We start from the raw sequence: 26385 nt of genomic DNA, 5'->3' as shown, positions 1-26385 counted from the left end.
TCAAATAAAAGAAAGGAGCGGTCCATATGCCTTGGACGATGAACGATTATCCAGCTTCATTTAAATCATTAGACAACGTCATTCGAAAAAAAGCGCTTGAGATTGCCAATAAAATGATTCAGGAAGGCTATGAGGAAAATAGAGCCATTCCAATTGCAATCAGTCAAGCGAAAGAGTGGAAAAAGAACGCAACGGAGAAAGAGGTAGAGAATTTTTCATCTCATGGTTCTGTCAAACCTTCAGAGAGCAGCAGCTCCGCAAGACCAGAGCTCATGGATCATGCGCAGCATGTAGTGAAACACGAGGAAGGCTGGGCGATTCAAACAGAGAAAGCGAAACGAGCAAGTGAGGTCAAAGAAACAAAACAAGAAGCAATTGACCGGGCAAAGGAGATTTCAGCTAATAAAGGAACTTCCGTTGTCATTCACCGAAAAGACGGGACGATTCAGGACGTGTTAAAGCCGCAATAAGACCGCTCGTCAGCGATCTTAGCGTGTAGACAAACCCTCGAATTCGGTGTCAGTCCTGCGTGCCGGTGCTCACGAATGTTAAATTCGCTCCGCTCCGGTACTCGTCCTTCCTAGGGCTGCAAAGGTTTTCTATCACGCTGAAGGAAAACAAAAGGCTAAAATAAAGATCATTTTAGCCTTTTGTTAACAATTTAAGACCGCTTGTCAGCGGTCATTTTTATGCATTTTTTTCTTTTTTCGCTGGTGTTTTTCTTTTCTTAGGTGCTGCTTTTTTCGCTTTGGCTGGTTTTGATCGGTCAATCGAGGCCTGTAGTGCGGCCATCAAATCAGTCACATTGGCTGCAGGATCTTTTTTGCCTGTCGTTTCTGGCTGAACGGTATGTTCTCCAGATATTTTATCGCCAATTAAATTCATCAGCTGTTCTCTGTATTCATCTTGATATGCCGCTGGATCGAACGTTGTTGTCAGCTGCTCGATTAAAAGGAGCGCTGTATCTAACTCTTTCTTTACAATGTTCTCCTCTTGGGGGATATTCGGTACATCTGATACTTGTCTAATTTCGTCAGGGAAATGAATGGTTTCCATCAGCAAAATATGTTCATAGCACCTAACGATTGCTAATTGTTCCTTTGAACGGATCATAATCTTTGCGACACCAATTTTCCCCGATTCCTCTAAAGCTTTTCTTAATAATGAATAAGCCTTCGCTCCGCCGGTATCCGGTGATAAGAAATAACTTCTTTCATAATAGATTGGATCAATCTCTTCAATTTTTACAAAATCAATGATTTCAACGGCTTTTTCTTCATTTTCTTTTCGCAGTTTTTCCAGCTCTTCATCGTCCAATTCAATAAATTTATTTTTCGCATATTCATACGCCTTGACGATTTGTTCCGGCGCTACTTCTTCACCGCAATTGGCACATACTTTCTTGTAGTTAATGGGCGTGTGACACTCTTTATGCAGCTGTCTTAATTTAATGTCTTTGTTCTCTGTAGCGGTAAACAGCTTGACTGGTATATTGACCAATCCGAAACTAATGCCGCCTTTCCATACTGTATGCATCGCGCTTCCTCCGTTCTTTTCTCCTTACTATGTAATGTTTTCATCAGACTTATGTATGTGATTGAAAATTTCATCCCACTCTAAGAACACATGATATAAGGAAGTGACATGCACAATGAAACCTATGCGATTAACACCTGCACATGATATACCTGCCGGTGCAGACTGGGTATATGAATTAAAATATGATGGCTTTCGGGCTATTCTTGTATGGGAAGAAGACGAGATTCGTTTAGAAAGCAGGACCGGAAAACGGCTAAATAAGCAATTTCCTGAAGTAATGGATCAATGCGAACAATTAAGAGACCAATTTGCTCCTTTTTTACCGCTGACACTTGACGGAGAATTGGTCTTTTTACTAAGTGAACAGCAAAGCGAGTTTGCGAAGGTTCAGCAAAGAGGCAGGCTGAAAAACAAAGAAGCCATCCAAAGACAGGCTGAACGATTTCCATGTCATTTCATTGCATTCGATCTATTAAGCTGCAAAGGGAAACCTCTCGTTGATTCACCGTTGATGGAAAGAAAAAATCAGCTGCAGCAATTATTCCAAAAAGCTAAGCTCCCCTCATCAGTTCAGCTAGAGCACCCTTCCCTTTTGCAGGTCATTCATACAGACCCAGACTCTGAATACATGAAAAACGTGATGACGACGTATTTAGCAGAAGGACTAGTAGCGAAAAAAAAGACGAGTAAATGGCATGACAATACTCGTTCAAAAGAATGGCTGAAAATGAAAAACTGGCGGTATGTCTCTGTCATTGTCACCCGTTTTGACAAAGAAAATGGCTATTTCCAAGGATCCATTTATCAAGATTCGGCACTCATCGAGGTTGTCCAATTCAAGCATGGTTTTTCTAAAGAAGAAGAACAAACGCTGCGTACGCTATTTCAGACAAAAGGCCAGTTAACAGGAGGATCTTTATACGAAATCCCTCCTTCTATCGTTGCCAACATTGCTTGTATATCCTTTGATGGATCGGCGTTAAGAGAGCCGCGTTTTACTTCCTTTTTACTGGATGCGGATCCAGCAGCATGTACATTTCAGCAAATGCTCAAACAGCTGTATCCACTCCCTGCTGCTATAGAAGTCACTCACCCTGAAAAACCGATTGTTCCGGCTCTTCAACTAAACAAGGCAGATTACTTACTTTATTTAAGACAAGCGGCTCCCTACCTTTTGCCCTTTTTACGTGAAAGGCGTCTTACTTTAATTCGGTATCCGCATGGCACTGGAGACGAATTCTTTTATCAAAAGTCGACACCTGATTATGCGCCGGATTTTGTTTTAACAGATGAAGTTGATGATATTTCTTATACGGTCTGTAATGATCCTCGTACGCTTCTTTGGCTTGGCAACCAGCTGGCGATGGAATTTCATATCCCTTTTGAGACAAGAGATACGGATAGGCCGACAGAAATCGTCTTTGATCTAGACCCGCCATCTGTAAATGAGTTTCATCTAGCCATAGAAGCTGCTAAACGAATCAAAGCGCTTTTAGACGGGCTTTTTCTCACAGCCTTTATTAAAACAAGCGGAGGTAAAGGGCTTCAAGTCTATATTCCTTTAAAGAAAAACGCCTTCACATACGAAGAAACACGACAATTCACTGCGTTCATATGCCAATTTTTATGTGAGCAAGCACCGGATCTTTTTACTCTGGAACGTCTTAAGAAAAAACGCGGCAATCGCTTGTATTTAGACTACATTCAGCACGATGCTGGGAAAACAATTATCGCTCCATATTCTCCAAGAGGAAATGAGCTTGGGCTTGTTGCGACACCGCTTGAATGGGACGAACTCTATCATGATGAGCTTCATCCTTCTCTTTTTACGATGCCAGCTGTTATAGAGCGTTTAAAGGAAAAGGGCGATCCATTCCGCCGCATGAGGCACCTTGTGAATGATGATGCTTTTAGACAAGTCTTACATCAGCTTGCACACATGTGACCATCTCATCAGATGGACATTTGCGGTCATGAAGCGTTACACTTATTCATTAGAGAGGAAGAAAGGGATGACTATTTTGACCGCACATTCATTTCGAAATACAGCTTTGATTTTCTTATGTCTTTCCGCAGGAATTGTGGATGTGATTGGCTATTTAAGCCTAGGGCATGTGTTTACAGCCAATATGACAGGTAATATTGTGCTGCTTGGCATTGCAGCAGGAAGCTCCTTGCAGCTAACAGCCCTTCATTCCATCATTGCGCTAAGTGGATTCGTTTTAGGGGTTTTACTTGCAGTTGTGATAGGCGGAAATCACGAGAAAACGTTTTGGCCAAAAGCCGTAACACGCATTTTTATCATCGAATTGATGATTTTGCTTCTATTTGCTCTCATGACCATTTTCCCTTATACACAAGGTGCTTACTTTATGCTGATCATCCTTTTAAGTATGGCTATGGGCATGCAAACGGCGGCCGCTCGTAAATTGAATGTTGCTGGCATTTCCACAACCGTTCTCACGAGTACACTTGCTAACCTATTTGAAGATGCAGCTCAGCGTATATCATACCGAGAGAAAAGAAAGGCCCCTATCCAGCTTGTAAGCTTGATGCGAATAGGCTCTATTGTCTTCTACTGCCTAGGTGCAGCTATTGCTGCATACACAGATCGTTACGATCCGTTTATCATCATCTGGATGCCTATCATCATTCTAGGCATCATTGTGATCACTGCTGGATTGAAGCAATTTCACCAATTGAAATAGCCTCTCTTTAGATGGCTATTTCAATTATTGTGATCTTACACTAATAACTCCTGACATAAAAACCAGGAGGGCGTCCCATGATGAACGTAGAACCATATGGATATCCAGAAAATGTCCCGAATCCTCCGTACCCGGGAAAACCGCCTAAGCCAGAGAATACACCAGGACTCAAATAATACCCGCCAAAGCCGATATGGGAACCAACCGGCCCAATATGTGCCCCACCTCCGCTAAAACCGCCTCCATGAAAACCACCATAAACCCGTGGATACATACAATCACCTGCCTTCGAATCAGACCTTATCTCATCTTATGCATGACAAATGGGGCGGTGCTCCTGCTTTTTCATTCCTTCTATGTACATTAGACCAATTTGATAAAATTTGAATGAAAAGTCCTGCAAAAAATTAAATTAAGCAAAGAAAAGTGACCTTTTTAACTTGTTGCTCTGCCCTATGTTTATTTAGAATAATGGAGCAGGTAATAAATTTGCACACCCCCTTTGTTGCGAATTCTTCTTATTAAACGTTCTTGCAGCGTTTAATAAGAAGAGCCTATTAAAGACGCAAAAAAACCCTTGCTGACGATCATCAACAAGGGCGAGAGATAAAGGTATTAACCACCAATGATTTTTTCTGCAACTTCGAATGAACCCGCAACGTCTTGCGATAGAACAGTCGCAGCGACCGCTAAACCGACAACGAATAATACTTTTAATCCTGTTTTCATCTTAAATCAACCCCATTCTTTTCATATGTAAATCCGCTTCTAAACTTTTGTTCAAGTAAAAAACAGACTGCTCATAAAGTGCTTGCTTTTCACAATATTTTGCTGCAAATTGTGATAGCTCTTTTACTTCATGATATTCATTCTTCTCTTCTAACTTTCTTAATTTCTCATCAATTTGCTGAAATCTTTGTGGCGCATGCGTTAAGTAAAGATCATGTACGATGCCTATTTTTAGCTGAAACACTTCATGAGAAGCATCTTTTATTCTGGCATATGCAGCCTCTATATATTGGCTTGCACGCTGCTTTTCACCAATCACACAGAGTTCCCGGCTGATCAGATACGTAGAATGGAAAAAGAAATCTGAATCATAATACTCTTGATGGGACAGTGCTTTTTCAAGATGACGTATCGATTCCTTCGGTTTGTTCCAAAATGAATATAAAATGGCCACATTGTGATGGTGCTGAGCCAGCATAAAATCATCCTGCTCGCTTGTCAAAACCTCTTCCGCCAGACGATAATTCTCAAGCGCCTCTTCATACCGGCCGATCTCCGTTAGATTCGCTGCTATAAGAGAGTATGAAAGGGCCGTTCTTCTTTCATACTGCTTGTGTCGCTTATAAACGTGCAGCGCTCTGCGGATATAGCTTAATGAGAGCATGATATGACTGAGCCGGTAATAAAGCCATGCCACTTTAAAATCGAAATCAGCACGTTCGATCTCACTTGGAATTTTATCTAAGAGCTTTTCAGCACTTTGATACATTTGCAATGCAACCTCATAATTACCTTGATGCTGCTCATACACACCCTCATAAAAATCAAAATAATAGGCAAGACGGTTAGACAGGTCATCTTCTTTTTTTCCATAATGACCCTCTATGCTTTTCGTTGAAACATTGCCCTTTTGCCCTCTTAAATTGTACATAAGAATGTGATGCCTCTTCTCAAGAAGAGAATAGTATATGAGGATATCCGCATCGTCAATTTCCTCTACCGCTTGTTTCGCTTTGGCAAATAACCGTTCTGCCTCATCTGCATGATCTTTTTTGATTTCCATGTTCCAGTCATTTAATAGTGATGCCAATTCCGCAACAGGAACTTTGCTCATTCTACACCCCCAATCACCTTCAGCTGCAACACATGATTTCACTAAATATGGAACTTCTATTAGCAATTGCTAATTAGTCCATTTGACATCATTTTAATATGAATCACTTGAATCTTCAATAACCGTTTCCATTGAAAGTGCGTTTCTTTCTCCTAGTCAATGATATTTGCGAAAAAATTCCGCCTTTTTTTAAAATAAACATCTTGAGATGAAATGAAAAAAGCCCAATGTCAAGGCTTTCTAATCTTAAGATGGTTCATAGCAGCTTTTCATTTATCCAGTTTCTTTATATAATATGATCAATCACTTACACGCCTCAGTAGCTCTAGAAGGGAAGAGCGCCGTAAAACAAATTGTAGCTGGCGGGTCGCAAGGCAAGGGTTTCAGAAGCACCGAAAAGCACATGAGCTGAGACAGGTGAAATTCCTGTCGGTGAAATTCCGTAGGGAAGCGTGTTGCCCCTAGCCTATGCTTACGAAAGGAGTGCGGGTTCGAATCCCGTCTGAGGCTTATGAGGTAGATGGATTGGGAGGATAAAATATCATGCATGTGTTTGAAGAATATATCAGCAAAATCGGTAACCCCGAGCTGAAGCAGCGCACTCAAGACATCTTAAAATGGATAGAAGACACATTCCCTCAATTAGAGGCAAGAATTGCTTGGAATCAGCCTATGTTCACTGATCACGGCACATTTATTATTGGGTTTAGCGTGGCAAAACATCACATTTCTGTCGCACCAGAAGCAAAAGGAATTGATCAATTTTCAGCTGACATTGTACAAGCTGGGTACGATCATGGGAAAAATCTGTTTCGCATGAAAGAAAGCTTGCCAGTTGATTATCCTCTCCTAAAAAAAATCATCGAATTTAATATCGAAGACAAAGCGGATTGTTCAACGTTTTGGAGAAAATAAACAGTACCCCGGTCTCAGCTTTACAGATCGGGGTATTTTGCTGCAACAATATTATTTTGTTCTCTTCCCTACCAATTTTTGTTCAAGCCATTCATAACATGACAAAAGGGCATCAACGCTCTTTTGGCATATCGGCAAATATACAACGGCGACGGCTGTTAAACACGCTATAGCAGCTCCTGCTAATACATCTAATGGATAATGAACACCTACCCAAATCCTTGAAAAACCAACAGCACACGCAATGATCAGCCAATACATATGGCGTTTGTGAAACAGCCAAAAGATCACGCAAATCGAAAAAATAAAGATGGTATGATCACTCGGAAACGAGTTATTCACTTCCTTTTGAATCAAAAGATTGACGTGGCTCATTTCTGCAAAGGGCTGCTGATTAAAATAAAACACCCCAGCGATTTTCCCAAGTAACTCGGCGAGTACGAAGGTCAGTCCGGCAGAAACGACCATCGCCCTATTGTACCTGCTACGATTTTGAAACCATGCGAACAGACACACAAGCGCTGCCAGCAGCACTGTATATTCAGCTAGTCCAATAAATATTGGATTCAAGTAACCATGATCGATACTGAGCTCATTCACCCGCCTAAATAAATCTTCATTAAGTCCCCGCATCTCATTTCATCCCTTTTTACTTGATTTACGATAAGGATAATTGAAATGAGATGTCTGCCTCCATCGATCGAACGAACAAACCATGGAATCATATGACATGTTTGTCACTTTGCTGTCACTTGAACATCATGTACTAACTAAAAACTCATCAAAGGCTATTAAATCACAGGAACAAAACTGTTATAATAGAACGTAAGTTTGCATTTTATCAAAAAGGGGTTACATCATATGATCAAAACGGTGAATGGAAACATATTAGAGGCAAGCGAAGACATCATTTGTCACCAAGTGAACTGTAAAGGAGTCATGGGAGCTGGATTAGCAAAACAGATCAAAAGCAAATATCCGAATGTGTTCAAAGATTATAAACAGTTATGTACAGAACAAGGAGATGACTTGTTAAGCTCCGTTCAACTCATCACAACAAAAGACGGAAAAACAATTGCCAACTTATTTGCCCAAGCTGGATACGGAAGAACAAGAAAACAAACAGACTACGATGCCTTACGCAGCTGCTTTCAACATCTAAAGGATACAGTGACACAATCACCTGAAGAGAAAAAACAAACGTCCATCGCCATTCCATACGGGATCGGCTGCGGCTTGGCTGGCGGCGATTGGACGATTGTGGAAGAGATGATTGAAGAGGTGCTGGGTGATTGTGAGGTGACGGTTTATCGGTTTAGATAATGGAAATGAGGTTTTATGAAACATATATGAGAAATACCCTCCTTTATTCGGAGGGTATTGTGCGTTAGTTATCGTCTTTATTTTTTATATAATTTAATACGGCTTCTTTATCTTCTTCATCGTCGGGTAAAAATCCGAACGTTTCATATTCCCAAACTGCGATTCTTTGCACATTGTCTATGCCTAATGAATAAACATCATCATATCCATACTCAATAGTAAATTTTCCTGATGACTCTAACTGAAGAGTCGCTGTAGTCCAAACTCCTAAGTCATATTTTATATATTCCTTTTTCAATTCTCTAAATTTATCACTAAGTTCGACTAGTAAATGATTATAAATAGAATTACTTACTCTATATCGTTCGGGAATATCGTGTCCATAAATATACACTTCACTATTAGATTCAGTAAAGTAAAAAGTAATTCCTGCTGAATCATCACGTATTTCAGCATACACCCAAACTTTATCCCAATCACATGGTATTATTTCATTAATTGATTCTGATATTTTTTTATAATCTTTTTCTAATTCTTCCATTGTCTAACCTCCAGGTTGATTTAAAATAATTTCACGAACGGAACGTTTTCCAATGTTATATTCGACTACGAAACTATCCGGTCTTAATGAATCATTCTTATAGACAGGTTCAATGTTAATTTTTACATGTTTAGGTGGATCGGCTCTCAATGCTCTCAACCACCTTTGTTCCATTTCATACCATTTCCCGCCACTTCTATTAATCTGTGAATTCATTGGGACAAGATTATCAATATCCCCAGACCCTTTAAAAATAGACGCAATCAAATGACCTCCGTCATCTTTTAATAGCCGATCCGGCTTACCTGAATTGGATTGGGCATATTGGTTTCTTTTAACCTCTCCGTATTTTAAATCACTTGCTTCGACTTTGACAATACGTCCGTAGTGATCCGTGGTGTAGGTGTAGCCTTGCTTTGTTGAATAAACAACATTCGGTTTTAACACTTTTTTACGTTTCCATCTCACATAGTGATCTCCGTAGCTAACAACAGTCGGTGGTGATTTTGGTGCCGGTAATCGTCTGCCTGTCTTAGAGATCCCGTATCCTGAATTGTTGTCTAGACGCTTTGCCATAGAGAGGAGTTTATTTTTGAGATTTTCTCCGTCAAACACGTTATACGGCAGCTTCGGGCCGCCAGCCATTTGAAACTTTGGTGAGTATGGCAATAGATTCGGAATAGAGACTCTGTCTAATGATTTTGCTCCTTGCTCAAGGCCTTTCTTCACCGTCGTTTTGGCTGCTGTTGTCCCCGTTTTTGTAATGGCACCTGCCCCTTTAGAACCAAAGACGATTTCTGCTAGAGAACCAGTTGCATAGGCGAACCAGTGTGATCGAGAATATGCATCACCATCGATGACTTCTTTTTGGAATGAGTCNTCCTGCCCCTTTAGAACCAAAGACGATTTCTGCTAGAGAACCAGTTGCATAGGCGAACCAGTGTGATCGAGAATATGCATCACCATCGATGACTTCTTTTTGGAATGAGTCCGAAATCGACTTTCCAATCGCTTTCGATGTTTCAATTGCGTGTAATGTGGATTTTTTTCTCAGGAAAGAGCTCTGCTCCTTCATCCTCGTATTTTTGTATCCATTCTAAAATTTCATCATAGTCATTATTGCATTCGTCCAGTTCCTGTAATTGTTCATCAATGAATTCACCGTCTTCTTTTGTACTTTCGATGTAATCTTCCACAGGATAAGATTCTACTGCATTGGGTAAGTACACAGAATATCGCTCAGTGTTTCCTTCATTTGCTGCAACCCACTCATAGTCACCTACGACCCAAAATCGTGTTGCTGCCTGCTAATCAACATCCTGTGTTTTCAATTCTTGTTGCAAATCTTTTAGAAATTGAATAGCTTCTTTCATCCCATTCCTCCTCATAAGCTAGTTAGCTTCTATTTATTTGAATCATTCCATAATTTTTTTAAATAAAACAACGTAACATTTTCTGATAAAATCACTAAGGATGGAGGTAATATTATGAAATTTTATATTAAGGATCTCATAGACTCTATTGCAGGGTACTCTAAAAACTCTGCTTAACAAGATTTTCTTTTATAGTAGGACTTCCTATGGTTTTAATTTATTCAATTTTCTTCAGATGAGTAGGGTCATTTAATCCTGTTCTATTACATTTGTTTAAAAAATTACTTTTATGCAGACTCAATACTGACTCCGGAATCCTTTAACAATTCAACTTGTTCCGTTGGAATATCTGATTTCACCATTCTCCACCCAACTAAGAGTATTCCATAATTAAGATCGGTTATTTCTACTTCATCATTCAACTCACCTTTTAATTCTCGATCTTTATACTTTTCATGACCGATAATTTCATAGTCTTTATTATAAATTGCATATGTTTCGTCGTCGGTTTCATTATCTTCATATGGGGTATAAACCCATTGCCGTCTGAAACGGACTTGGATTAGTTTAGAACCATTCATATACCTCTTCATCTGATTCAGCAAGCAAGATGAAAAGATAATCCGTTCACTTCCCTTCAGATGCAAAGTGCTTTATAATTTCATACAAATTCATTTTATTGCCTCCCTAGTGTCATCTTCATTGAAGCTATCTGTTCTCACTTGTCATCATTCACTTATTTTATTTTTATCAAATAAATCAATTATGTAGGCTTCGTACATCTCATCCCAATTGGGATCTGTTCTTGCTATATATTTCATGACTCCCCCATTTTCCTCTACCTTAAATGTTTGCTCCTTTTGAATATCAGTGAACTTTTTCTTTGTCCATATCTCTCTGATCAACACTTCAACTTCTTTAACCTCAACTTTTTGCTGCATCAGATTCCACCTATTTTCTTCCGAAAGTTATCTCCAATTTTGTACCTTTAAAGTGCAACCTAAGGTTATAGTTTATATTCTGTTCAATATTAAAAATAAAAGCTGCCAGACAGCTGGCAGCAATACAAAATCACTAAACAGAATACCCTTTTAACATAATCTTGACCATTCAAATACCTGTTACCGCTTTAAAAGTAAAAAACACTATTAACAAATCTCCCATACCACGTTGGTAATTACCCTAAAACTTGAAAAGATGTCAAACCCCGCTACAATACCTGGGGTCCATGGAGGAAGTATATTAAATATCAAGTCAACGTCAAACCCAAAAAATGTTGAGTAAATAACAATTTCCCAACCTACAGGACAAGAGCCTCTACTCCCTCCATAAGGTGTCGTTTGTCCTCCACTTTGCATATACTGAGTTAACTGCTGTAAGGTTCTTGGTCTTTGTTGTATAACATATTGCAACAATTGAGGGTTGGATTTAAGTTGTTGAACTAGCTTTAGAGCTTGTTGCGAGGGTGGGGATGTTGGCCTTGGGTGTTGCTGAAGCAGTGATGCAATGCTTAACTGTGTTCCTGGAATCATCCCTCCCACGCTTGCAGATCCTCCAAATGGCGGTCTTGTTACTGTCCCTGTTGAAGGTATTCCCACTGCTCCATACTGCGGGCGTTCTTCCGTGATAAAATCAGTATCATCGTAATTATAGTCGTTCATGTCTAACGTCTCCTTTTTCAAATTGTGAATTCCCTTTTTATGGTATTAATCTGTTATAAACATGTATAGGTCATAGCCTAGAAAAGACAATCTTTTTCCCCCATCCACGCAAAAGAGGTATTTAGTCCTTGAATTTATTCAATTGTAATTTTTACTTTTTCTTATGGTTCAGGTTGCGCAAGGATATATTATTTTTCTACACTTGTTAACTCACTTAAAAACAATTCACCGGAACTGCTGAATCCTAATTAAGTACCACAGTCATTTTGATTTATATATCACCTTCGCTTAGCTATCATGTTCTAAGTAGGAGGTGATATTTTGTTTGTATCGCCAATGTTATTGCATTCGATCAAAGATCCAATGGAAATGACACGAGATGTAGATCGATCGAATTTGACTCCTTTAGAAATAGTGCAACAGGTTCAGTTGAACGAGTTGCCAACTTATAAAGAATCTCTTTAAAACTATGATTTTATAGGAATATATTCAATACATAACAGAGAAAGACAGAGCATGTGTGAGAACGAGACAGCTTGGGTTATCCCCTGCTCTCTTTTTGAGCTCAAAAAAATTAGGCGAAATTTACTTAATGAACATTATTCAAAATTTGTTGACTCCCAACAAATACTTCAGACTTCAAACAGCTTTAAAAGTTGTGAAAGGTGTTGTAATACACTGGTTTGCTAATCTAGGTTCATCTGCAGAAGAAATCCGCAACTTTTTCAACAATCGCAAAAGTGGTTCACGCATTACATTGTAGAAGGCACAAAAGTAATTCAATGTTGACCGAACAGTGAGTAGGTCGCAAAAACAGAACGAACGTTCCTTACCAATACGTTTTAAGAACTTTTGTTCGATACAAATATTGGTATACAAAATATATCTTTATGTTAGGTAATTTATGTATAAAAATTAAGAGATTAACAATGTCACTTACATCGAGCTAAAGCAAAGTACCACAATTCAAAGAAATAGTTGCTGCTATTGCGCCTAAAAAGAAAGATTTCAAAACTGCAAGTCGGAAAAATCCCTTTTCTAAAAAGTAAGAAACGTTAGTGCCTTACACATTGGAGAAACCGTCTGATGCAAGCTTGATAGGGACTGCCTTTGATTATTTGGCAATATTTAGAATATCCCGAATAATAAATAAAGAAATGAGATTCGAAGAAAAATTCACTGACAGAGGTTTTGTTAAAACAGACAGCAAAGTGGTTATCAATCCTCACTTTGGTATTGCTTCCCTATTGGTTGATGGTGCAGATGCAGATATTCTAGTTGGTGATGTACTTTATGATTTCAAAGTGGTTAAAGATGTGGGATACAAGTCTATGCATGTTCTGGATACTTCCTTCTTAATCGACTTTTAAAAGAAATAGAGCACAACTATGGCGAATCAGAAAGCCTTCCTTTCGATAACATTGAATTCATAAAGCAAGATTCGATTATTGTGAATACTTTGATTTTAATGATATCAACGACCAAGATATTCGTGCTGCGCTTATTAGACTTGCTGAATACTTTTTAAACAATCCTGATAAATTGGTTAAGTATACATTTTTAAAAGCACATCCTAATTAAGATCTAGCTGACTATGATGATGCTTTACGTTCTATAGCTAATTCAAACTAAGACATCCCTTGTTGCATTGTCCACAATCAAACATTCTCCATATTCATTAATAAAACTTTTATAATCAGAAGAAATGTGATATCCGTTTTCTTCTTCTATTTTATGCGTTTCGTTTATTTTGGTTGATCTAATATCAATCGTGTATTGATCAAGTTTGTCTTTAATTCGTTTAAAACTCATTTTAATAGCCTCCTCTTAAGTCTGATGCGGCACCAATATGTGGTACATTTTTATGTAAGTCAGTCGAAACAGTCGGTCTACTTTTTCCTGAATCATATGCCTATTTTAATAAAAAACCCTCCTTTAACGGAGGGCGGTAAGTTAATTGTTACTTTTATCCTTTATTTTTAATATATTGATCAAGAAATTCCCTGACTGATTTTCTTTTCGGAAGTATTCCGAGATTTTCGTAAGCCCATATTGCTCTTCTTTGAGACCCGTTAATTTCTTCATTCAATACATCTTCATAATTCAAGTCTAAGGAAAATTTGCCGTTTGCATCTAATTTCAAAGTCAAATTTGTCCATTTTTCAGGATTAATTAATTCATATGCTTTTTGTAGCTCCTCAAACAAATCATGTAATTTTATTAAAAACTCGTTATAGATTGACTTACTTACATGATGATCTTCAGGTATATTATGCGAGTAAAGAAATGCCGTTTCTCCCTTTAATCTGTAATAAAAATTAATCTCTGCAGAGTCGTCTAATATTTCGGCATATAAACAGACTTCGTCCCACTCTTTTGGAATCATCTCATTAACAGTTTGTGCAATTTCACCATACAGAGAATCTAGTTTCTCTAATTCCATTGTTTATCCACCTTTTTGGTTTTTAATAATTGATCTTTGTAATTCGTCATTGCCTATTCTAAATTCAACAACAAAACGTTCTGGTCTCAATGAATCACTTTTATAAACAGGTTCTATTGAAACAGATACTTTCTCAGGAGGAACTTCTTTCAATGCAGCTAACCACTCTTGTTCCATCTGATACCATTTCCCACCACTACGATTAATTTGTGAATTCATCGGAAGCAGGTTATCAATATCACCTGAACCTTTAAAAATTGACGCAATTAAATGCCCACCATCATCGTCTAGTAATCTGTCAGGCTTCCCTATGTTTGATTGTGCATAATTGTTTCTTTTGGTCTCTCCGTATTTTAATTCATTTGCTTCTACTTTGACAATGCGTCCATAATGATCTGTGGTAAAAGTGTAGCCTTGCTTTGTTGTATAAACAACATTTGGTTTTAATACTTTTTTACGTTTCCATCTGATGACATGATCTCCGTATTTCACAACAGTCGGTGGTGATTTTGGTGCGGGTAATCGTCTGCCTGTCTTAGAGACTCCATATCCTGAATTGTTATCTAGGCGCTTTGCCATAGAGAGGAGTTTATTTTTGAGATTTTCTCCGTCAAACACGTTATACGGCAGCTTCGGGCCACCAGCCAGTTGAAACTTTGGTGAGTATGGCAATAGATTCGGAATAAAGACTCTGTCTAATGATTTTGCTCCTTGTTCAAGCCCTTTCTTCACAGTCGTTTTGGCTGCTGTTGTTCCCGTTTTTGTAATGGCTCCTGCCCCTTTAGAACCAAAGACGATTTCTGCTAGAGAACCAGTTGCATAGGCGAACCAGTGTGATCGAGAATATGCATCACCATCGATGACTTCTTTTTGGAATGAGTCTGAAATCGACTTTCCAATCGCTTTCGAAGATATGAGGATTTCCAGTCAAAGAAANCCTGCCCCTTTAGAACCAAAGACGATTTCTGCTAGAGAACCAGTTGCATAGGCGAACCAGTGTGATCGAGAATATGCATCACCATCGATGACTTCTTTTTGGAATGAGTCTGAAATCGACTTTCCAATCGCTTTCGAAGTCTCAATTGGATGTGAAACAGCCGTTACGACCGATTCAACGGCACCTCCAGGATCTGTCACAAGATCATAGATGCCAACTACCGTATCTTTGGCCACATCATATAGACCAACTGCTGCTCCTTTTACAACATCAACAAACCCCTCTGATGCTTCTTCCTGCGCTTTGATCTGGAGAAGCTGGCTGTAATACATTTTTTGATCGTAAGAAAGATTTTCATATCCAATTTCGTCTACAATCTCAAAGTATTTTTCCTCTGATATACACGAAGGATCGTTGAGTTTTTCTTTCAATTCTTTGATTCTTCGTTTCTCTTTTTCTTCTTTTTTCACCTTTAAATATGCTTTCACCTGTGCATCGATTTTATCATGATTCTTGTACACATCTGTTTCATGAAATGCTTTTGCATCGTAATACATGGGCTGCGCATTTTTCCCTTTTCCTGTAGCAGCCATCATTTTTGCATAAAAGGTTGCAAGATGTTTCTCAATCGCTTCTGATTTTGCGTATTCAGTTTTTAGGGCATGATCTAATTTATGTACAGCATCAATTGCCTCTTTCCTTTTTTTATTCGCATCGTCTAAATGTTCATTGACTTCTTTACTTGAAAATACATTCAGTTCTATGAGATCACTGATGTCATCAAAAATAGTGGATAGGGCTTCTTTTTGTTCCTTGACCATATCTTTATTATTCTGAATCCCTTGTTTCAGTTGAGCGTCTAAGAAATGCTCATCAATAAATGTACTCCCGCCTAACGATTCATCATCAAGCTTTCCTTTTACCCCATCTAAAAAAGCTTTTTGCATATCGATAAAGTCAAGATAAGTGTCTGCGTAAAGCGCAAGATCCTCATAAAAGGCTTTAATATTGTCTGCACCTTTTCCAGTAAATTCATTACCTAATCCCGACACACTTTTTAATGCTATTTTCACATGCTGCATTTCGTCTCGAAGCTCCTGATAGACTTTTGATCTTTGTTCGACAGCTGACAGTAAATATGGAGCATCTAATATTTTCATATAAAAAAGACTCCTTTTATGGAATATTCTTTTTCTAGAATACCATAAGGAGTCTTACACTTTAATCCACTTTATCGTTTTTTAACCAATTATCCTCCAGAGCTCCCTCTTGATGCGACGGTTTGGACATCATCATGTTGAGGTTGAATGAAACCATTTGTAAAGAAAAGTGTACCTAATGCTACTACAGCTATTGATAATGGAATAAAAAAAGATTTTTTCATTTAATTCACTCCTTTTCCTACAAATTGACTTGCATGTAAGGCTCTTTTATAGTATTTCAATGATTGTTGCAGCAAACCTTTTTCCTCTAAATATTTCGCCACATCAACCAAGATTTCCTCTAAATCAACCCAAACTCTTCTTTCTACAAGCTCTGCACACAAATTACTTATATTGGCTTGTTGAGTGTCATTTGTTTCATATAATAGTTCTTTTAACAATTTAAATTTAATTTGAAAAATGTGATGGTTCACTTGTTCCGACAAAGAAATGCCTAGATCAACCCATTCAATCACTTCATTGCTTTGATTTGATACTTCTATTCTGGCTAGTTCATATAAACATCTCATTTTTAATAACATTTGTTGCTCAATTTCTTCATAACTCAGTGTGCGTCTAAAAAATGCAGATGCTTTCTCAGCATTCTCTCTTTTGCTTTCCAAAAAACCCATGCTGTAATAGAGATGAATAATTAAATGATTGTCATTGATACTTCGGATCATGTTCTCTGCTTCGTTAAAAAGTTCACTTGCTTTCTCATATTCAAATTGATCGATTAAGTTCAGCGCATGCAGCATTCTACAGTTAATTTGTCTTTTGATATATGATTCATGTGCATTAAATGTGTCACAAGCAATTTGAGCATGATATTTAGATAAGAAAGTCATTTTCAAATCATAAAATAGAACAGCTAATTTATAATGAAATTCTGCTTTTTCTATTTCATCATCAACATAGGCCAACTTCTTCTCAGCTATTCTGAAATAACTTAGCGCCTTATCATAATCTTGTAAGTAGTCATGATAGATCCCATTATAGAAATAGAAGTAATAGGACATGAGTTTGTTTGTCTTCTCTTCTTTTTCGTCTGGTGCATTCCTCTCAAAGAATGGCTTATCTAGGTTTTTGCTAATATTCTGAAGTTTCAGCTTAAGTCTAAAGCTTAAAAGTTGATAATACAAAAGAACATCTTGATTTTCTTCCATTTGCTCGATTGCCTTGTCTATGTCATCTTGCATTTCAATAGCTGCCGACAAATCCCCTTTTTGTATGGCAAGATTCCAGGTGTTTAACATGTTTCCTACCTCCTGAGAGGCAATTAATTCTGTCATCCCTTTACCCCCTTCTAAGCAAATCCCTTATAATATTTTAACACTAGATTTACAACATATGTAAAGACAAACTGTCCCTAATAGAAATTTTCGGTATCCCGCAAATACATTGAATGAGTGACTTTAGAAAAGCTGATTAGAAGTGACAAGCAACTGAACGAATTCTGAGTTCTTTTAGAAGGGCCACTCTAAAAGTGGAATTCACAAAATGTTGTTTTAATGCCCCTCACAAAAAAAACAACAGAAAATTGCATAAACAAACAAGCCTTTCGCATGTCGAAGGCCTGTTTGTTATGAATCAAATATTAACCTATTCGAGCGATAGGAATAACATTTTCATCAGCAGCAATGTGTTCAGGAAAGATAAAACCTTTTGTATCTGAGGTAAAACAAATATCTGCCTCTTTAAAACATACATCTACAAATTCAGAACAGATAAACTCCTCATTATCTTTATGTTTACCTACTCCCAATCCTATTCGAGCAACTATCTGTGCTATTTCAGATTTATCATAATTCTTGTTTAATAAAGATAAACCTTTAACGATAATGGTATTTTGTTTTTCACCACCATCTTCATTTAACTGTTTGTGCCGTGCAATATATAGCTTCCCATCATAACTTTTATTTGTATTCTCATAGTTAGTCAAATAATGTTCTAAAGTAACTATTCTAACACCATCGTCCTCGACACTTTCAATTATTAATAATAGCCCTTTCCACTTCACAATAATACCAACATGACTAAAGAGTGAATTGGAAACTTGTTTAATTAACTTACTTACCAAATATTCACCCGAACATAATAAAAGGTCACCAGTCCTCAGATCATTCTTTAATTCTGTATATTCTATAGTATTTATACTTTTAAATTTATCCGAACTCATCTAAATTACAGCCTCCTTGCCTAATTTAAAAATAAAGCCCTCAATTTCTAAAGGCTTTAAAAATTAATTATTTTTTGGATTACATAAGTATCTTTTCACTTATTTTCAAATTTAATACAATTATACGTTGTATTTACTGAAAGGGATCTTCAGCTGTTAAATTAACCAAAAGACGCATAAGGCTCAGTCATTTTGTAAATATCCGAACCTTCTTTAACATATCTCCATATTCTTTTGAAATCCAACTAGTATTATGATTATAGAGTATCAGCAAACAATCATTTTCGTTGAGAATTTATTTGAGACATACTTTCTTTATCAAAGTTTCTAAAAACGGAATGAAAAAGCAACTTCCATGTCAGAAGTTTCTCTTTTTAATCTTCATCTTCAGGATCTTCGTCTACACCCAATATCAAATTCTCATCTGTAAAATACATTTCATAAAGTGTACGCTCTGTTACTTCTCCTTTTTTAATTCGTTGGTTCAGAATAAACGTTAAATCTATAGGTTCACGCTCATAATAAATGCTGTCGCCTTCTTCAAAATGAAGAATAGGCTTGTTTAAGTATGCATAAGATTTTGGCTTAGTAAAACAAGTCCACTTTACTTGAGGATGGTTTCTTCTAATAACTTCTGCATAATAAATCCCGATATCCAATGCTATTGCATAGTCCACTTTTGCAATTTCAACTGGATTAGCCAATAAGCTCTTTTTTTCATCTTCATAAATAAAATCAGGATATTGCCTTAATTCTTCTAATTCTCTACCAATCTCTTCTTCTGATAGTTCATAAATCTCCACCTGAGATAAAAACCAACTATAGATATCTATAAGTGACTCGGGGGTGAAATTAAAGTCCACCTCTCCATTAGTAACATTTTTCAAAACTTCAATCCGTAGTGGTATCTGATTAACAAACCAATCAAACAGAATTTTAGCCTCTTTTTTTGATAAAGTTTCAAAGGATTCCATTATAATTGGTGGTTCCATTAATACATACTCCATTAAATTTCTCCCTCATATTTTAATTATTTTCGAATATTGGCTATACTGCTCTAACTCAGTTGTATTTTATGGTTTGCTTGCTCAATTCTACCAGTATTTGTACTTATAATGAAGTACTACTTTACTTTATCAATCATTTCAATTTTTTAATCGGAAATCTTTAACCACTTGTTTCCTTAAAAGAATGAGAAGTTCGTATAGCCTATATTTGATACATCGATACAATTCTGTTGCTCAATCAACCGCTGAATATCGATCCAAATTATTTGCAACTTGTGACCTAGACTTTCCTACAGCTGCGGCCATTTCTTTTGCGACAGCTTCATCAATTTGTTTTTCTTGCGGATCAGGCTGACCTTCGCCTTTTTCAAGGTCATCCAGCAGCTTTACAACCGGTGCAATTGTGTCATCTAGCATCTTGTGCAGATCTTCTTTGTTCACGTCTTCTTCCTCCTTCTTCTCTTCCGCTTGACTCAACAGATTGTCGATAGCGGCTCTGGCATTTTTCAATTCAGTTAAGTTAGCAGCTGAAAACTTTCTACCTGCTTTTGCGACTTCTTCAGGTGGATCAGTTTGGATCCCAGCCAAGTCATCAGTAAGCAAAATCTCTTGTGTGATTTCCACAAAATCTTGCAGTGCTGCCCTCACCTTTTCAGGATCAGTCTCCAAGTCTTCATCGATGAGCTTCAGGGCAATATGATAGCTTTTGGAGGAGCCGTAACCGCCCACCAAGAACTGAAACTTCTGATCCCAATCAAAAAGAAAGTCCTCAAAATGTGGATTGACTTCCTTCTCCATCATTTGAACCATCAGTCATCACCTTTTTTCTTTGCTCTCTTTATAGTAATTTGAACCGAATCATCGACAGGTCGAGCGGTGATCCGCTCAAGCTCTGCTTCTCTCGTTCGGTTTGCAAGATCAAGACCACGCAGCCTCAATTCATGCTCTGACATAGTTTTCATAATGTCGTGTTTCTGCCTAATGGCTTTAAGACGCTTGTCTGTTACTCGCGTCAATGCTTCCTCTATTTCAAGGATGCGATCAATCACAGGTAATTGAGTTTCTTCCACCTCAGTGACTACAAGACGCTCATTGATGATTGGAACATATTTGACAACACCATTTTCACTTGTGGATGGTGCAACATCTTTTGTCTTCCTAAGTTGCTGTAGTACACGTCTTTGATTATCGGTTAAACCATTTTCATACTTCATGATCCTATGCATCATGCGCCGCTCTCGAATACTAAGCTCACGTACAGTCAGTTCAATTTGATAGAGCGGATCAGTCTCAATCTGCTCAAAGAGCTCCTTTTCTGTGTCGTCCATATAATCAAACATGATTGATTCATATTCACCCGTACGTAAAGAATTTTTATTTCCTTTTGGAGCTGCGCCTCCCCTATTCCCGTTAGCATTTTTGTTACCAGTTGGCGCTTTACCACCTTTGTTTCCTTTGGCGTTTTTGTTGCCTTTAGGTGCGCCGGAACATAAAGGAGCGCTCCTATTTAATTTAGGAGCGCTCCCTTTGAATTTGTCTTCCCATTTATCGTTCGCTTTCCATTTACGGACTGTGCTACTTATCACATCTAACTCATCTGCAATGTCTTTAAGCAAGCGGGCTCCATCGCTCTCTTTCCAAAGACGAAAAGCTTCATCTCTTCTTGGATCACGCGGTCTAGCCATTACATATCACCCACCTCCGAGCTGCTGAATTAATGGAGTTTGTTTTATTGTTTTGATGAATTTCCAAAAATCCCATTTGATATTGGAGATATTCCTACTTTTCCAGATATTATAGAATTACTAATACTAAAATCTGATCTATCTAGATAAGGTGCAATAACAGTTGATGACTTAATAAGATGATTCTTTTCAAAATTTTTCACTACACTTAAAAGTGATTTTGATTCTGGTTCCTTCAAGTTTAAATTACTTATTTCTTTTCTTAGTTCTTCAATCATATTATTCAACTCTTGCTTCTCTTTGTTAAGTTTGTCGAAACGCTGTAATGTCTCTTTAATTGAATTTACCATTTCGTCTGCACTACCAGCTAATCTGTTTAACACTAATAATTGATTAGTTAAAATCTGATCTCCTACATAATAAGGATAGCGAAGTTGGTGATCAATTTCACTCCAACCCTCTTCAAAAATTGTGCGAACTTGTATTTCAGCCAAAGTCAGCTCTTTAGTTAAACGACTTTTTATTAAATAATGCCAAGAACGGTATCCAGCTGAATGTTTTTTTACATTGAATTTCCCATCTGCTTCTAATTCGACTTTCTCACCATCTTCTATGTCCCCTTGTCGGATATAAATTGTGACCGTCTCTTCTAAATCCCAATAATTCCTGATCATATCATCGAGATTAATAGCTTGATCTTTGTATAGATGGAGAACTCTTAGCCCTATTAAATCAGTTATTTTTGTCTTATAATCATCAATGCTAAATGAAAATCCGGAGACATTAATTTTTTTTCTAATTAATTTCTCAATAAGGTGCTCAGGTTCTTTTATTCTCATTCGTACTGTATGAGCATCAGGATGTGTCCTTAAAACATCCGCTATTGTCCTGCCAGTATGTTCAAGTAATCCAATACAAGATGTATAATCATTAAAAATTGATTCTAAGTCTCCCCATACTATACCGGTATCTTTAAACTTTTCTTCATTAATTGAATACTTTTTGAGAAATTCTTCTTCATTCATTAACTGATGCATTAGTTATCCTCCAATGGCATTAAAAAATTAAGTTTTGACATTATTAAATATAATTCAATAAACTTCTTATTTCACCATTATAATGTATAAATTAACCAAATAACTGATTACCGCTCTAAGATTCTTCATTGTTCTGTACAGCAGATCACATATAAGACATACTCGGTTCATATAAATGGTGTTTTTTAATTGTATTACTGAGGGAAATGGCTCTAAGGATATATCGAGGATTTTGAGACTTTTTATATACATGATGTGTCGCTTAAAAAAACCCCTTGGCTTCAAAGATGTCCGGTACTTGTTTGTTAATTTTAAGAAACGTCTTTTGCTTTTCTTTTCAGGTAATTCTTCTAAACATTCTTGTAACAATCGTTTACAACGACTCAGTTCATTGAGTTCTTTTCTTTCATCCAAAAATATCTTCCCCCAAAACAAAATAATAGAAGTAACTGTAATAGGACAAGAAGATAAGGTGCGCGTTCATCAATTTCTTTTAATGAATTAACACCATAATTCATTAAACCTGTAAATGCCAAAGTGATAATTGCAAAAAAGGCTGTGGTTAAATGATTTAAAGATTTCTTATTGTCAAGCATGTCTTCAATCCTACCCAAAAGCATTTGAATTTCTTTTCTATTATGCTGCTTCTTAATTTTCTCTTTAAAAGCTATTTGTTGATTAATATTTGCGTTATGCATGTTCTTCCCAAATTGCTCCAAATAATTTGGCATGTATCTACTTCGACCAAATGGTGTAAATTCGTTGGTTACATTAGTTCCGTTCACAAAAATCACCTCCTAAACTTATATCGGAGGTGATTTGGAAATTTTCAGGTGTTCATTGAAATGTTTTATTTAACGTAAAATTCGGATGTGTAGAATGTACCGACAGTTTCAACATGGTTGCCATGTTTGTCGTAGCGCTCTACTTCAACTTTGAATCGATACGTACCTTTTTTGTTACCTAGTGATTCCTTGATATCGAATTCATCGTACTTTTTCTTTGCTGGGTTAAGCGGGTTAGGTGAATTCGTCTTGATTGTGACCCATTTCCCTTCTACTTTTCGTTGAGGAATAAGGTTTGGCCCACAAATGTAATCATTGTGATTCTGAATCCCATCAAATCATCGTTTCCTCCTGATACGGCCACCTTGTCTTTGGTACGTTTCGCGTCTCGTTCCCATGATTTCTTCCCAATCTCGCATCGTTATCGGATCAACATCGTTCTCCTTCTTTCTATTAAAGCCAGAAGCAATGCTTTTAAATTGCTTTAATGTCTCTTTAGAAACAGAACCCCTGATCTTCATTTCAATCGCTCCTTGCCGAATAAGCACCACCTTACGCTATTCGCTTAAATAGATTTTGCAATGATGACTACACTCCGAGAGGATGCCAAGTGCAGTCATTCATCAAGTAAAATGAAAAACTGTCCTCGATACGGCTGCCGCAGACCAGCTGCTATCCAGGTTCAGAATGTCCCTCTCGTATGGCCACATTCCTCAACACCTTTGTTCCGTATCCAGATACGCCATTGATAAGGGAAAGGCGCGTCTCCCAATAAAAAAAGCGGACACCAATAGGCACTTAAAGTGCTCATTGATCAGCGCCCGCAGGTTCTTCCTTCTGGACAAAATATTCACGTTCGTTTTACTTGTCTCTATCATACGATGACCCACGCATGAAAAAAGGTCCCCATTTTATCCCCCTTTTTCTCGGCTCTTTCTCTGCAATGCAAATAAAAAAGTGCCCATAAAGATGGACACTCTAGTTTTAAAAATCATGTTCAAAATCGATGTCATATAAATCAACCCATTCAACAAAATCAGGCATAGTTTTTGTACTTAAAAAGTGTTGAACAATTCTATATGCTTCTTCTCGACTTACATAACTGCATGATGGTACCTTCATTGGTTCTCCACCAACCAAATGCTCTATTGTTTCTATTTCAACATCCTTATTCAAAGGGACTAAATAATCAGGATGTCTCATGATAAAGAATCCATACGGCTCATCATAAAAGAAAATAAGCCATTCATCTTCTCCTTCTATCTCAAAACAAGAATCTCCACTTCCTTGTTTCCAATAATCCGCTTCTTTTTCAAAGAAAATATTTTTAATAAATTCATCTCCTGGGTTTTCAATTGGTTCTTCAACTGGTCCGTTATATACAATCACGAAATTTCCTCCTTATTTAGTTGCTTTGATAACTAAAGGTTTTTCTAAACCACCACTATAAACTTCTAATTCATCAACCCCCAACCTTTTTAGCAAGGCTGGCATTTCCCCTCTACAAATATTGCAAGTCTTCCTATCTACAAACATAGTTACTTTTTGCGGTAATTGACCTTCCTTTTCAAAAGCTCTAATTAATGAATGAGATTCTGCATGTGTCAATGATTGAGCATGGCCTAAATGTTTAGGGGAACTCTTTTTAGGTGGAACCCATTGTACTTCTTTTAACCACTTTTGTCTTAGCTCTCTTGTTGCTTGTTGGGACTCCTTAGTGATAGTAGAATTCACTCCAAAAAATGTCCTGTCATTAATTTTAACTGCTGCTACCGTATCACCAGAATCAATAGCATAAGGTTTTAATCCCGCTTTTTCCCTGAATCTCTTTATTTCATCATAGCTTTCACTAATTTGTTTATTTGACTTTTGGATAACTCCTGGAGTTTTCTTTATAGGTCCTTTCATACCAAACGGTAAAAGCATTGCAAGCGCCGTATTCATACTAGCTTCCTGCTGTTCTTTCGAGACCTTGTTTCCAAACATATCTCGACCTGTAATCGCTTCGCTGAAGCCGTTGGTGGCGGTGAGCCCGTATAAACCTTTCTGTGATATTTTCAAGGCATCAAAAGATTTTTGTGACGTCTTGTAGATGTCGACCGCTCTTACTGCGGCTGACGTGGCTTGGGTGGTTTTATAGACGGCTTTCCCGCCTTTAAAAATGCGTCCTGCCCAGCCGACGATAGGGATATAACCGGCTGCTGCCATTCCACCTGCAGCGACTCGTTGGCCTGCCGTAAGCTTTTCGCCTGTGATTGGATCGACGCCTGTAGCTGCTCGTTTTGCATCATTCACACCGGTTAGCTCATTGACAATGTTTCCCCCATAATCAAGGGCTTTTTCATACCAAGGACGGTTGGCGAGCGCTTCTTGTTCCTTTGCGATCTCGCGGGCTTCTTCTTGTTCTTTTTTGATTTTCAGATATTCAGCAGTTTGCTTCTCAATATCGCTCTTTGCCTTGTAGATTTCGCTATCTTGAAATGCTTTTTTGTCAAAATTCATAGGTGAAATGGATTTCCCGTCATTCGTGGCATTCATCATTTCTGCGTACAATGCCATTGTAGCTTGTTGCTCCGTTTCTGACAAAGCATATTCATCTTTTAAATTTTGATCAAGCTCTATTAAGTCTTTTACTGTCTTTTTTCGAACATCTTCAGCATCTTCTATTTTTTCATCAAAGGTTTGGCTATCGAATACCTCCAGTGAAATGAGGTCATCGATATCTTCAAAAATCGTTTTAAGAGCATTTTTTTGATCTTTCACAATGCTTTTGGCATTCTTGATGCCCATATGTACTGCGTTGTCTAAAAAGTGTTCTTCTACGAAGGTGTCTCCGCCAAAGCTCGTATCATCAAGCGTACCAGATACACCATCATGAAAGGCTTTCTGCTTATCGATGAAGCTGATAAACATATCTACATTACCGGCGAGCTCTTTGTAGAAACTTTTAATGTTATCCGCACCTTTCCCAGTGAAATCGTCACCGAGATTTGCCACGCCTTGTAGTGCCTTTTTTAAATCAACCATTTGTTCACGGAGTTCCTGATAATGTTTCGCCCTTGTATCCATGGCACTTGTTAGTGCTTTTGCATCAAGTATCTTCCCCAGCAGAATTCACTCCTTCCTATTCATTGACAAGGTCAATTTTACCAACACAGGGTTTGCCATGAAATAGGAATAAAGATACAAAAACAGCACTCAGATGAT

The 26385-nt window shown here is 37.6% G+C and carries 28 protein-coding genes and 2 pseudogenes; 6 read left to right on the top strand and 24 right to left on the bottom strand.

Annotation, left to right across the window (positions count from 1 at the left end):
* Nucleotides 1-26 precede the first annotated feature (26 nt).
* A complete protein-coding gene (locus ASE42_RS09605) occupies nucleotides 27-470 on the top strand; it encodes a DUF2188 domain-containing protein (RefSeq protein ID WP_034621971.1) in 444 nt (147 codons plus the stop codon).
* Nucleotides 471-687: 217 nt separating this feature from the next.
* On the opposite strand, the gene ASE42_RS09600 is transcribed toward ASE42_RS09605, so the two are convergent.
* Nucleotides 688-1536 (bottom strand): Ku protein, encoded by an 849-nt coding sequence (locus tag ASE42_RS09600; RefSeq protein ID WP_024425113.1) that lies wholly within the window; start codon nucleotides 1534-1536, stop codon nucleotides 688-690.
* A gap of 115 nt (nucleotides 1537-1651) precedes the next feature.
* Here ASE42_RS09600 and ASE42_RS09595 point away from each other — a divergent pair, with 115 nt between their 5' ends.
* Together ASE42_RS09595 and ASE42_RS09590 are read left to right on the top strand one after the other, a co-directional pair.
* A complete protein-coding gene (locus ASE42_RS09595) occupies nucleotides 1652-3484 on the top strand; it encodes a DNA ligase D (RefSeq protein ID WP_056766574.1) in 1833 nt (610 codons plus the stop codon).
* Nucleotides 3485-3551: 67 nt separating this feature from the next.
* Nucleotides 3552-4247 carry a YoaK family protein gene (locus tag ASE42_RS09590; protein WP_041109768.1) on the top strand — a complete coding sequence of 232 codons (696 nt, stop codon included), beginning with the start codon at nucleotides 3552-3554 and terminating at the stop codon, nucleotides 4245-4247.
* 730 nt (nucleotides 4248-4977) lie between these two features.
* Here ASE42_RS09590 and ASE42_RS09585 read toward each other — a convergent pair.
* The gene (locus tag ASE42_RS09585; protein ID WP_041109178.1) at nucleotides 4978-6090 is read right to left on the bottom strand and encodes a tetratricopeptide repeat protein; all 1113 of its coding nucleotides are present in this window, start codon (nucleotides 6088-6090) and stop codon (nucleotides 4978-4980) included.
* A 543-nt stretch (nucleotides 6091-6633) separates the two neighbouring features.
* Here ASE42_RS09585 and ASE42_RS09580 point away from each other — a divergent pair.
* Nucleotides 6634-7005, top strand: coding sequence for an iron chaperone (locus tag ASE42_RS09580; protein ID WP_056766571.1), 372 nt, complete (start codon nucleotides 6634-6636; stop codon nucleotides 7003-7005).
* A 51-nt stretch (nucleotides 7006-7056) separates the two neighbouring features.
* Here the strand turns inward: ASE42_RS09580 and ASE42_RS09575 are convergent, their stop codons facing one another.
* Nucleotides 7057-7638 (bottom strand): undecaprenyl-diphosphatase, encoded by a 582-nt coding sequence (locus tag ASE42_RS09575; protein WP_056766569.1) that lies wholly within the window; start codon nucleotides 7636-7638, stop codon nucleotides 7057-7059.
* 228 nt (nucleotides 7639-7866) lie between these two features.
* On the opposite strand from ASE42_RS09575, the gene ASE42_RS09570 reads away from it, so the two are divergent.
* Nucleotides 7867-8328 carry a macro domain-containing protein gene (locus ASE42_RS09570; protein WP_056766567.1) on the top strand — a complete coding sequence of 154 codons (462 nt, stop codon included), beginning with the start codon at nucleotides 7867-7869 and terminating at the stop codon, nucleotides 8326-8328.
* Between the two features lie 64 nt (nucleotides 8329-8392).
* On the opposite strand, the gene ASE42_RS09565 is transcribed toward ASE42_RS09570, so the two are convergent.
* From ASE42_RS09565 to ASE42_RS09540, 6 genes and pseudogenes are all read right to left on the bottom strand, one after another.
* Complete coding sequence (locus ASE42_RS09565) at nucleotides 8393-8869, bottom strand: immunity protein YezG family protein (protein WP_056766565.1); 477 nt, start codon at nucleotides 8867-8869, stop codon at nucleotides 8393-8395.
* 3 nt (nucleotides 8870-8872) lie between these two features.
* Nucleotides 8873-9748, bottom strand: a pseudogene (locus ASE42_RS09560) (DNA/RNA non-specific endonuclease); the annotation flags it as partial.
* A gap of 1 nt (nucleotide 9749) precedes the next feature.
* Nucleotides 9750-9944 (bottom strand): hypothetical protein (locus ASE42_RS19205; RefSeq protein ID WP_235566696.1); only part of this gene is annotated, 195 nt, incomplete at its 3' end.
* A gap of 585 nt (nucleotides 9945-10529) precedes the next feature.
* Nucleotides 10530-10823: a hypothetical protein gene (locus tag ASE42_RS09550; protein ID WP_235566694.1), complete on the bottom strand. Its 294-nt coding sequence runs from the start codon at nucleotides 10821-10823 to the stop codon at nucleotides 10530-10532.
* Between the two features lie 147 nt (nucleotides 10824-10970).
* Complete coding sequence (locus tag ASE42_RS09545; protein ID WP_034624393.1) at nucleotides 10971-11186, bottom strand: hypothetical protein; 216 nt, start codon at nucleotides 11184-11186, stop codon at nucleotides 10971-10973.
* Nucleotides 11187-11390: 204 nt separating this feature from the next.
* Complete coding sequence (locus ASE42_RS09540) at nucleotides 11391-11903, bottom strand: hypothetical protein (RefSeq protein WP_056766563.1); 513 nt, start codon at nucleotides 11901-11903, stop codon at nucleotides 11391-11393.
* Nucleotides 11904-12973: 1070 nt separating this feature from the next.
* Here ASE42_RS09540 and ASE42_RS09535 point away from each other — a divergent pair.
* Nucleotides 12974-13273 (top strand): hypothetical protein, encoded by a 300-nt coding sequence (locus ASE42_RS09535; protein WP_156403018.1) that lies wholly within the window; start codon nucleotides 12974-12976, stop codon nucleotides 13271-13273.
* 253 nt (nucleotides 13274-13526) lie between these two features.
* Here ASE42_RS09535 and ASE42_RS09530 read toward each other — a convergent pair whose 3' ends face one another.
* From ASE42_RS09530 to ASE42_RS09470, 15 genes and pseudogenes are all read right to left on the bottom strand, one after another.
* Nucleotides 13527-13715 carry a hypothetical protein gene (locus ASE42_RS09530; protein WP_034624399.1) on the bottom strand — a complete coding sequence of 63 codons (189 nt, stop codon included), beginning with the start codon at nucleotides 13713-13715 and terminating at the stop codon, nucleotides 13527-13529.
* 154 nt (nucleotides 13716-13869) lie between these two features.
* Nucleotides 13870-14346: an immunity protein YezG family protein gene (locus tag ASE42_RS09525; RefSeq protein WP_034624400.1), complete on the bottom strand. Its 477-nt coding sequence runs from the start codon at nucleotides 14344-14346 to the stop codon at nucleotides 13870-13872.
* 3 nt (nucleotides 14347-14349) lie between these two features.
* Entirely contained in the window at nucleotides 14350-15078 is a 729-nt protein-coding gene (locus ASE42_RS18595) for a DNA/RNA non-specific endonuclease (protein ID WP_080708099.1), read from the bottom strand.
* A 205-nt stretch (nucleotides 15079-15283) separates the two neighbouring features.
* Nucleotides 15284-16443, bottom strand: a 1160-nt coding sequence (locus tag ASE42_RS19505; protein ID WP_414730816.1) for a T7SS effector LXG polymorphic toxin, incomplete at its 3' end; no start/stop codon positions are given.
* Nucleotides 16444-16532: 89 nt separating this feature from the next.
* On the bottom strand, nucleotides 16533-16667 hold the full coding sequence (locus ASE42_RS19345; protein WP_254966822.1) for a hypothetical protein: 135 nt from the start codon (nucleotides 16665-16667) through the stop codon (nucleotides 16533-16535).
* Nucleotides 16668-17777, bottom strand: a complete 1110-nt coding sequence (locus ASE42_RS09515; RefSeq protein ID WP_056766559.1) for a RapH N-terminal domain-containing protein — start codon at nucleotides 17775-17777, stop codon at nucleotides 16668-16670.
* 305 nt (nucleotides 17778-18082) lie between these two features.
* On the bottom strand, nucleotides 18083-18664 hold the full coding sequence (locus ASE42_RS09510; RefSeq protein WP_056766557.1) for a YiiX/YebB-like N1pC/P60 family cysteine hydrolase: 582 nt from the start codon (nucleotides 18662-18664) through the stop codon (nucleotides 18083-18085).
* Between the two features lie 374 nt (nucleotides 18665-19038).
* On the bottom strand, nucleotides 19039-19656 hold the full coding sequence (locus tag ASE42_RS09505; protein ID WP_156403017.1) for a hypothetical protein: 618 nt from the start codon (nucleotides 19654-19656) through the stop codon (nucleotides 19039-19041).
* 693 nt (nucleotides 19657-20349) lie between these two features.
* Nucleotides 20350-20469 (bottom strand): annotated as a pseudogene (locus ASE42_RS19095) (PBSX family phage terminase large subunit); the annotation flags it as partial.
* Between the two features lie 11 nt (nucleotides 20470-20480).
* The gene (gene terS, locus ASE42_RS09495) at nucleotides 20481-21356 is read right to left on the bottom strand and encodes a phage terminase small subunit (protein WP_056766552.1); all 876 of its coding nucleotides are present in this window, start codon (nucleotides 21354-21356) and stop codon (nucleotides 20481-20483) included.
* Between the two features lie 44 nt (nucleotides 21357-21400).
* A complete protein-coding gene (locus ASE42_RS09490; RefSeq protein ID WP_082580697.1) occupies nucleotides 21401-22393 on the bottom strand; it encodes a hypothetical protein in 993 nt (330 codons plus the stop codon).
* Between the two features lie 383 nt (nucleotides 22394-22776).
* The gene (locus tag ASE42_RS09485; protein ID WP_056766550.1) at nucleotides 22777-23178 is read right to left on the bottom strand and encodes a hypothetical protein; all 402 of its coding nucleotides are present in this window, start codon (nucleotides 23176-23178) and stop codon (nucleotides 22777-22779) included.
* Between the two features lie 338 nt (nucleotides 23179-23516).
* Complete coding sequence (locus ASE42_RS09480) at nucleotides 23517-23699, bottom strand: hypothetical protein (RefSeq protein WP_056766547.1); 183 nt, start codon at nucleotides 23697-23699, stop codon at nucleotides 23517-23519.
* Between the two features lie 463 nt (nucleotides 23700-24162).
* Nucleotides 24163-24567: a hypothetical protein gene (locus ASE42_RS09475; RefSeq protein ID WP_056766545.1), complete on the bottom strand. Its 405-nt coding sequence runs from the start codon at nucleotides 24565-24567 to the stop codon at nucleotides 24163-24165.
* 12 nt (nucleotides 24568-24579) lie between these two features.
* Nucleotides 24580-26289, bottom strand: a complete 1710-nt coding sequence (locus tag ASE42_RS09470) for a ribonuclease YeeF family protein (protein WP_268750503.1) — start codon at nucleotides 26287-26289, stop codon at nucleotides 24580-24582.
* Between the last annotated feature and the right edge of the window lie 96 nt (nucleotides 26290-26385).

The organism is Bacillus sp. Root920 (assembly GCF_001429445.1).
Taxonomy (GTDB): domain Bacteria; phylum Bacillota; class Bacilli; order Bacillales; family Bacillaceae; genus Bacillus; species Bacillus safensis.
Note: the sequence above shows the minus strand (reverse complement) of the source record. Positions and strands in the feature narration are given on the sequence as shown.

Coding starts and splice junctions, on each gene's coding strand:
- ASE42_RS09575 (WP_056766569.1), bottom strand. CDS start 7,638: ATGCGGGGACTTAATGAAGATTTATTTAGGCGGGTGAATGAGCTCAGT.
- ASE42_RS09550 (WP_235566694.1), bottom strand. CDS start 10,823: ATGAATGGTTCTAAACTAATCCAAGTCCGTTTCAGACGGCAATGGGTT.
- ASE42_RS09505 (WP_156403017.1), bottom strand. CDS start 19,656: ATGGAACCACCAATTATAATGGAATCCTTTGAAACTTTATCAAAAAAA.
- ASE42_RS09585 (WP_041109178.1), bottom strand. CDS start 6,090: ATGAGCAAAGTTCCTGTTGCGGAATTGGCATCACTATTAAATGACTGG.
- ASE42_RS19345 (WP_254966822.1), bottom strand. CDS start 16,667: ATGAAAAAATCTTTTTTTATTCCATTATCAATAGCTGTAGTAGCATTA.
- ASE42_RS09590 (WP_041109768.1), top strand. CDS start 3,552: ATGACTATTTTGACCGCACATTCATTTCGAAATACAGCTTTGATTTTC.
- ASE42_RS09540 (WP_056766563.1), bottom strand. CDS start 11,903: ATGAACGACTATAATTACGATGATACTGATTTTATCACGGAAGAACGC.
- ASE42_RS09595 (WP_056766574.1), top strand. CDS start 1,652: ATGAAACCTATGCGATTAACACCTGCACATGATATACCTGCCGGTGCA.
- terS (WP_056766552.1), bottom strand. CDS start 21,356: ATGGCTAGACCGCGTGATCCAAGAAGAGATGAAGCTTTTCGTCTTTGG.
- ASE42_RS09510 (WP_056766557.1), bottom strand. CDS start 18,664: ATGAGTTCGGATAAATTTAAAAGTATAAATACTATAGAATATACAGAA.
- ASE42_RS09530 (WP_034624399.1), bottom strand. CDS start 13,715: ATGAGTTTTAAACGAATTAAAGACAAACTTGATCAATACACGATTGAT.
- ASE42_RS09600 (WP_024425113.1), bottom strand. CDS start 1,536: ATGCATACAGTATGGAAAGGCGGCATTAGTTTCGGATTGGTCAATATA.
- ASE42_RS09515 (WP_056766559.1), bottom strand. CDS start 17,777: ATGACAGAATTAATTGCCTCTCAGGAGGTAGGAAACATGTTAAACACC.
- ASE42_RS09490 (WP_082580697.1), bottom strand. CDS start 22,393: ATGCATCAGTTAATGAATGAAGAAGAATTTCTCAAAAAGTATTCAATT.
- ASE42_RS09580 (WP_056766571.1), top strand. CDS start 6,634: ATGCATGTGTTTGAAGAATATATCAGCAAAATCGGTAACCCCGAGCTG.
- ASE42_RS09605 (WP_034621971.1), top strand. CDS start 27: ATGCCTTGGACGATGAACGATTATCCAGCTTCATTTAAATCATTAGAC.
- ASE42_RS09525 (WP_034624400.1), bottom strand. CDS start 14,346: ATGGAATTAGAGAAACTAGATTCTCTGTATGGTGAAATTGCACAAACT.
- ASE42_RS09480 (WP_056766547.1), bottom strand. CDS start 23,699: ATGAAGATCAGGGGTTCTGTTTCTAAAGAGACATTAAAGCAATTTAAA.
- ASE42_RS09565 (WP_056766565.1), bottom strand. CDS start 8,869: ATGGAAGAATTAGAAAAAGATTATAAAAAAATATCAGAATCAATTAAT.
- ASE42_RS09570 (WP_056766567.1), top strand. CDS start 7,867: ATGATCAAAACGGTGAATGGAAACATATTAGAGGCAAGCGAAGACATC.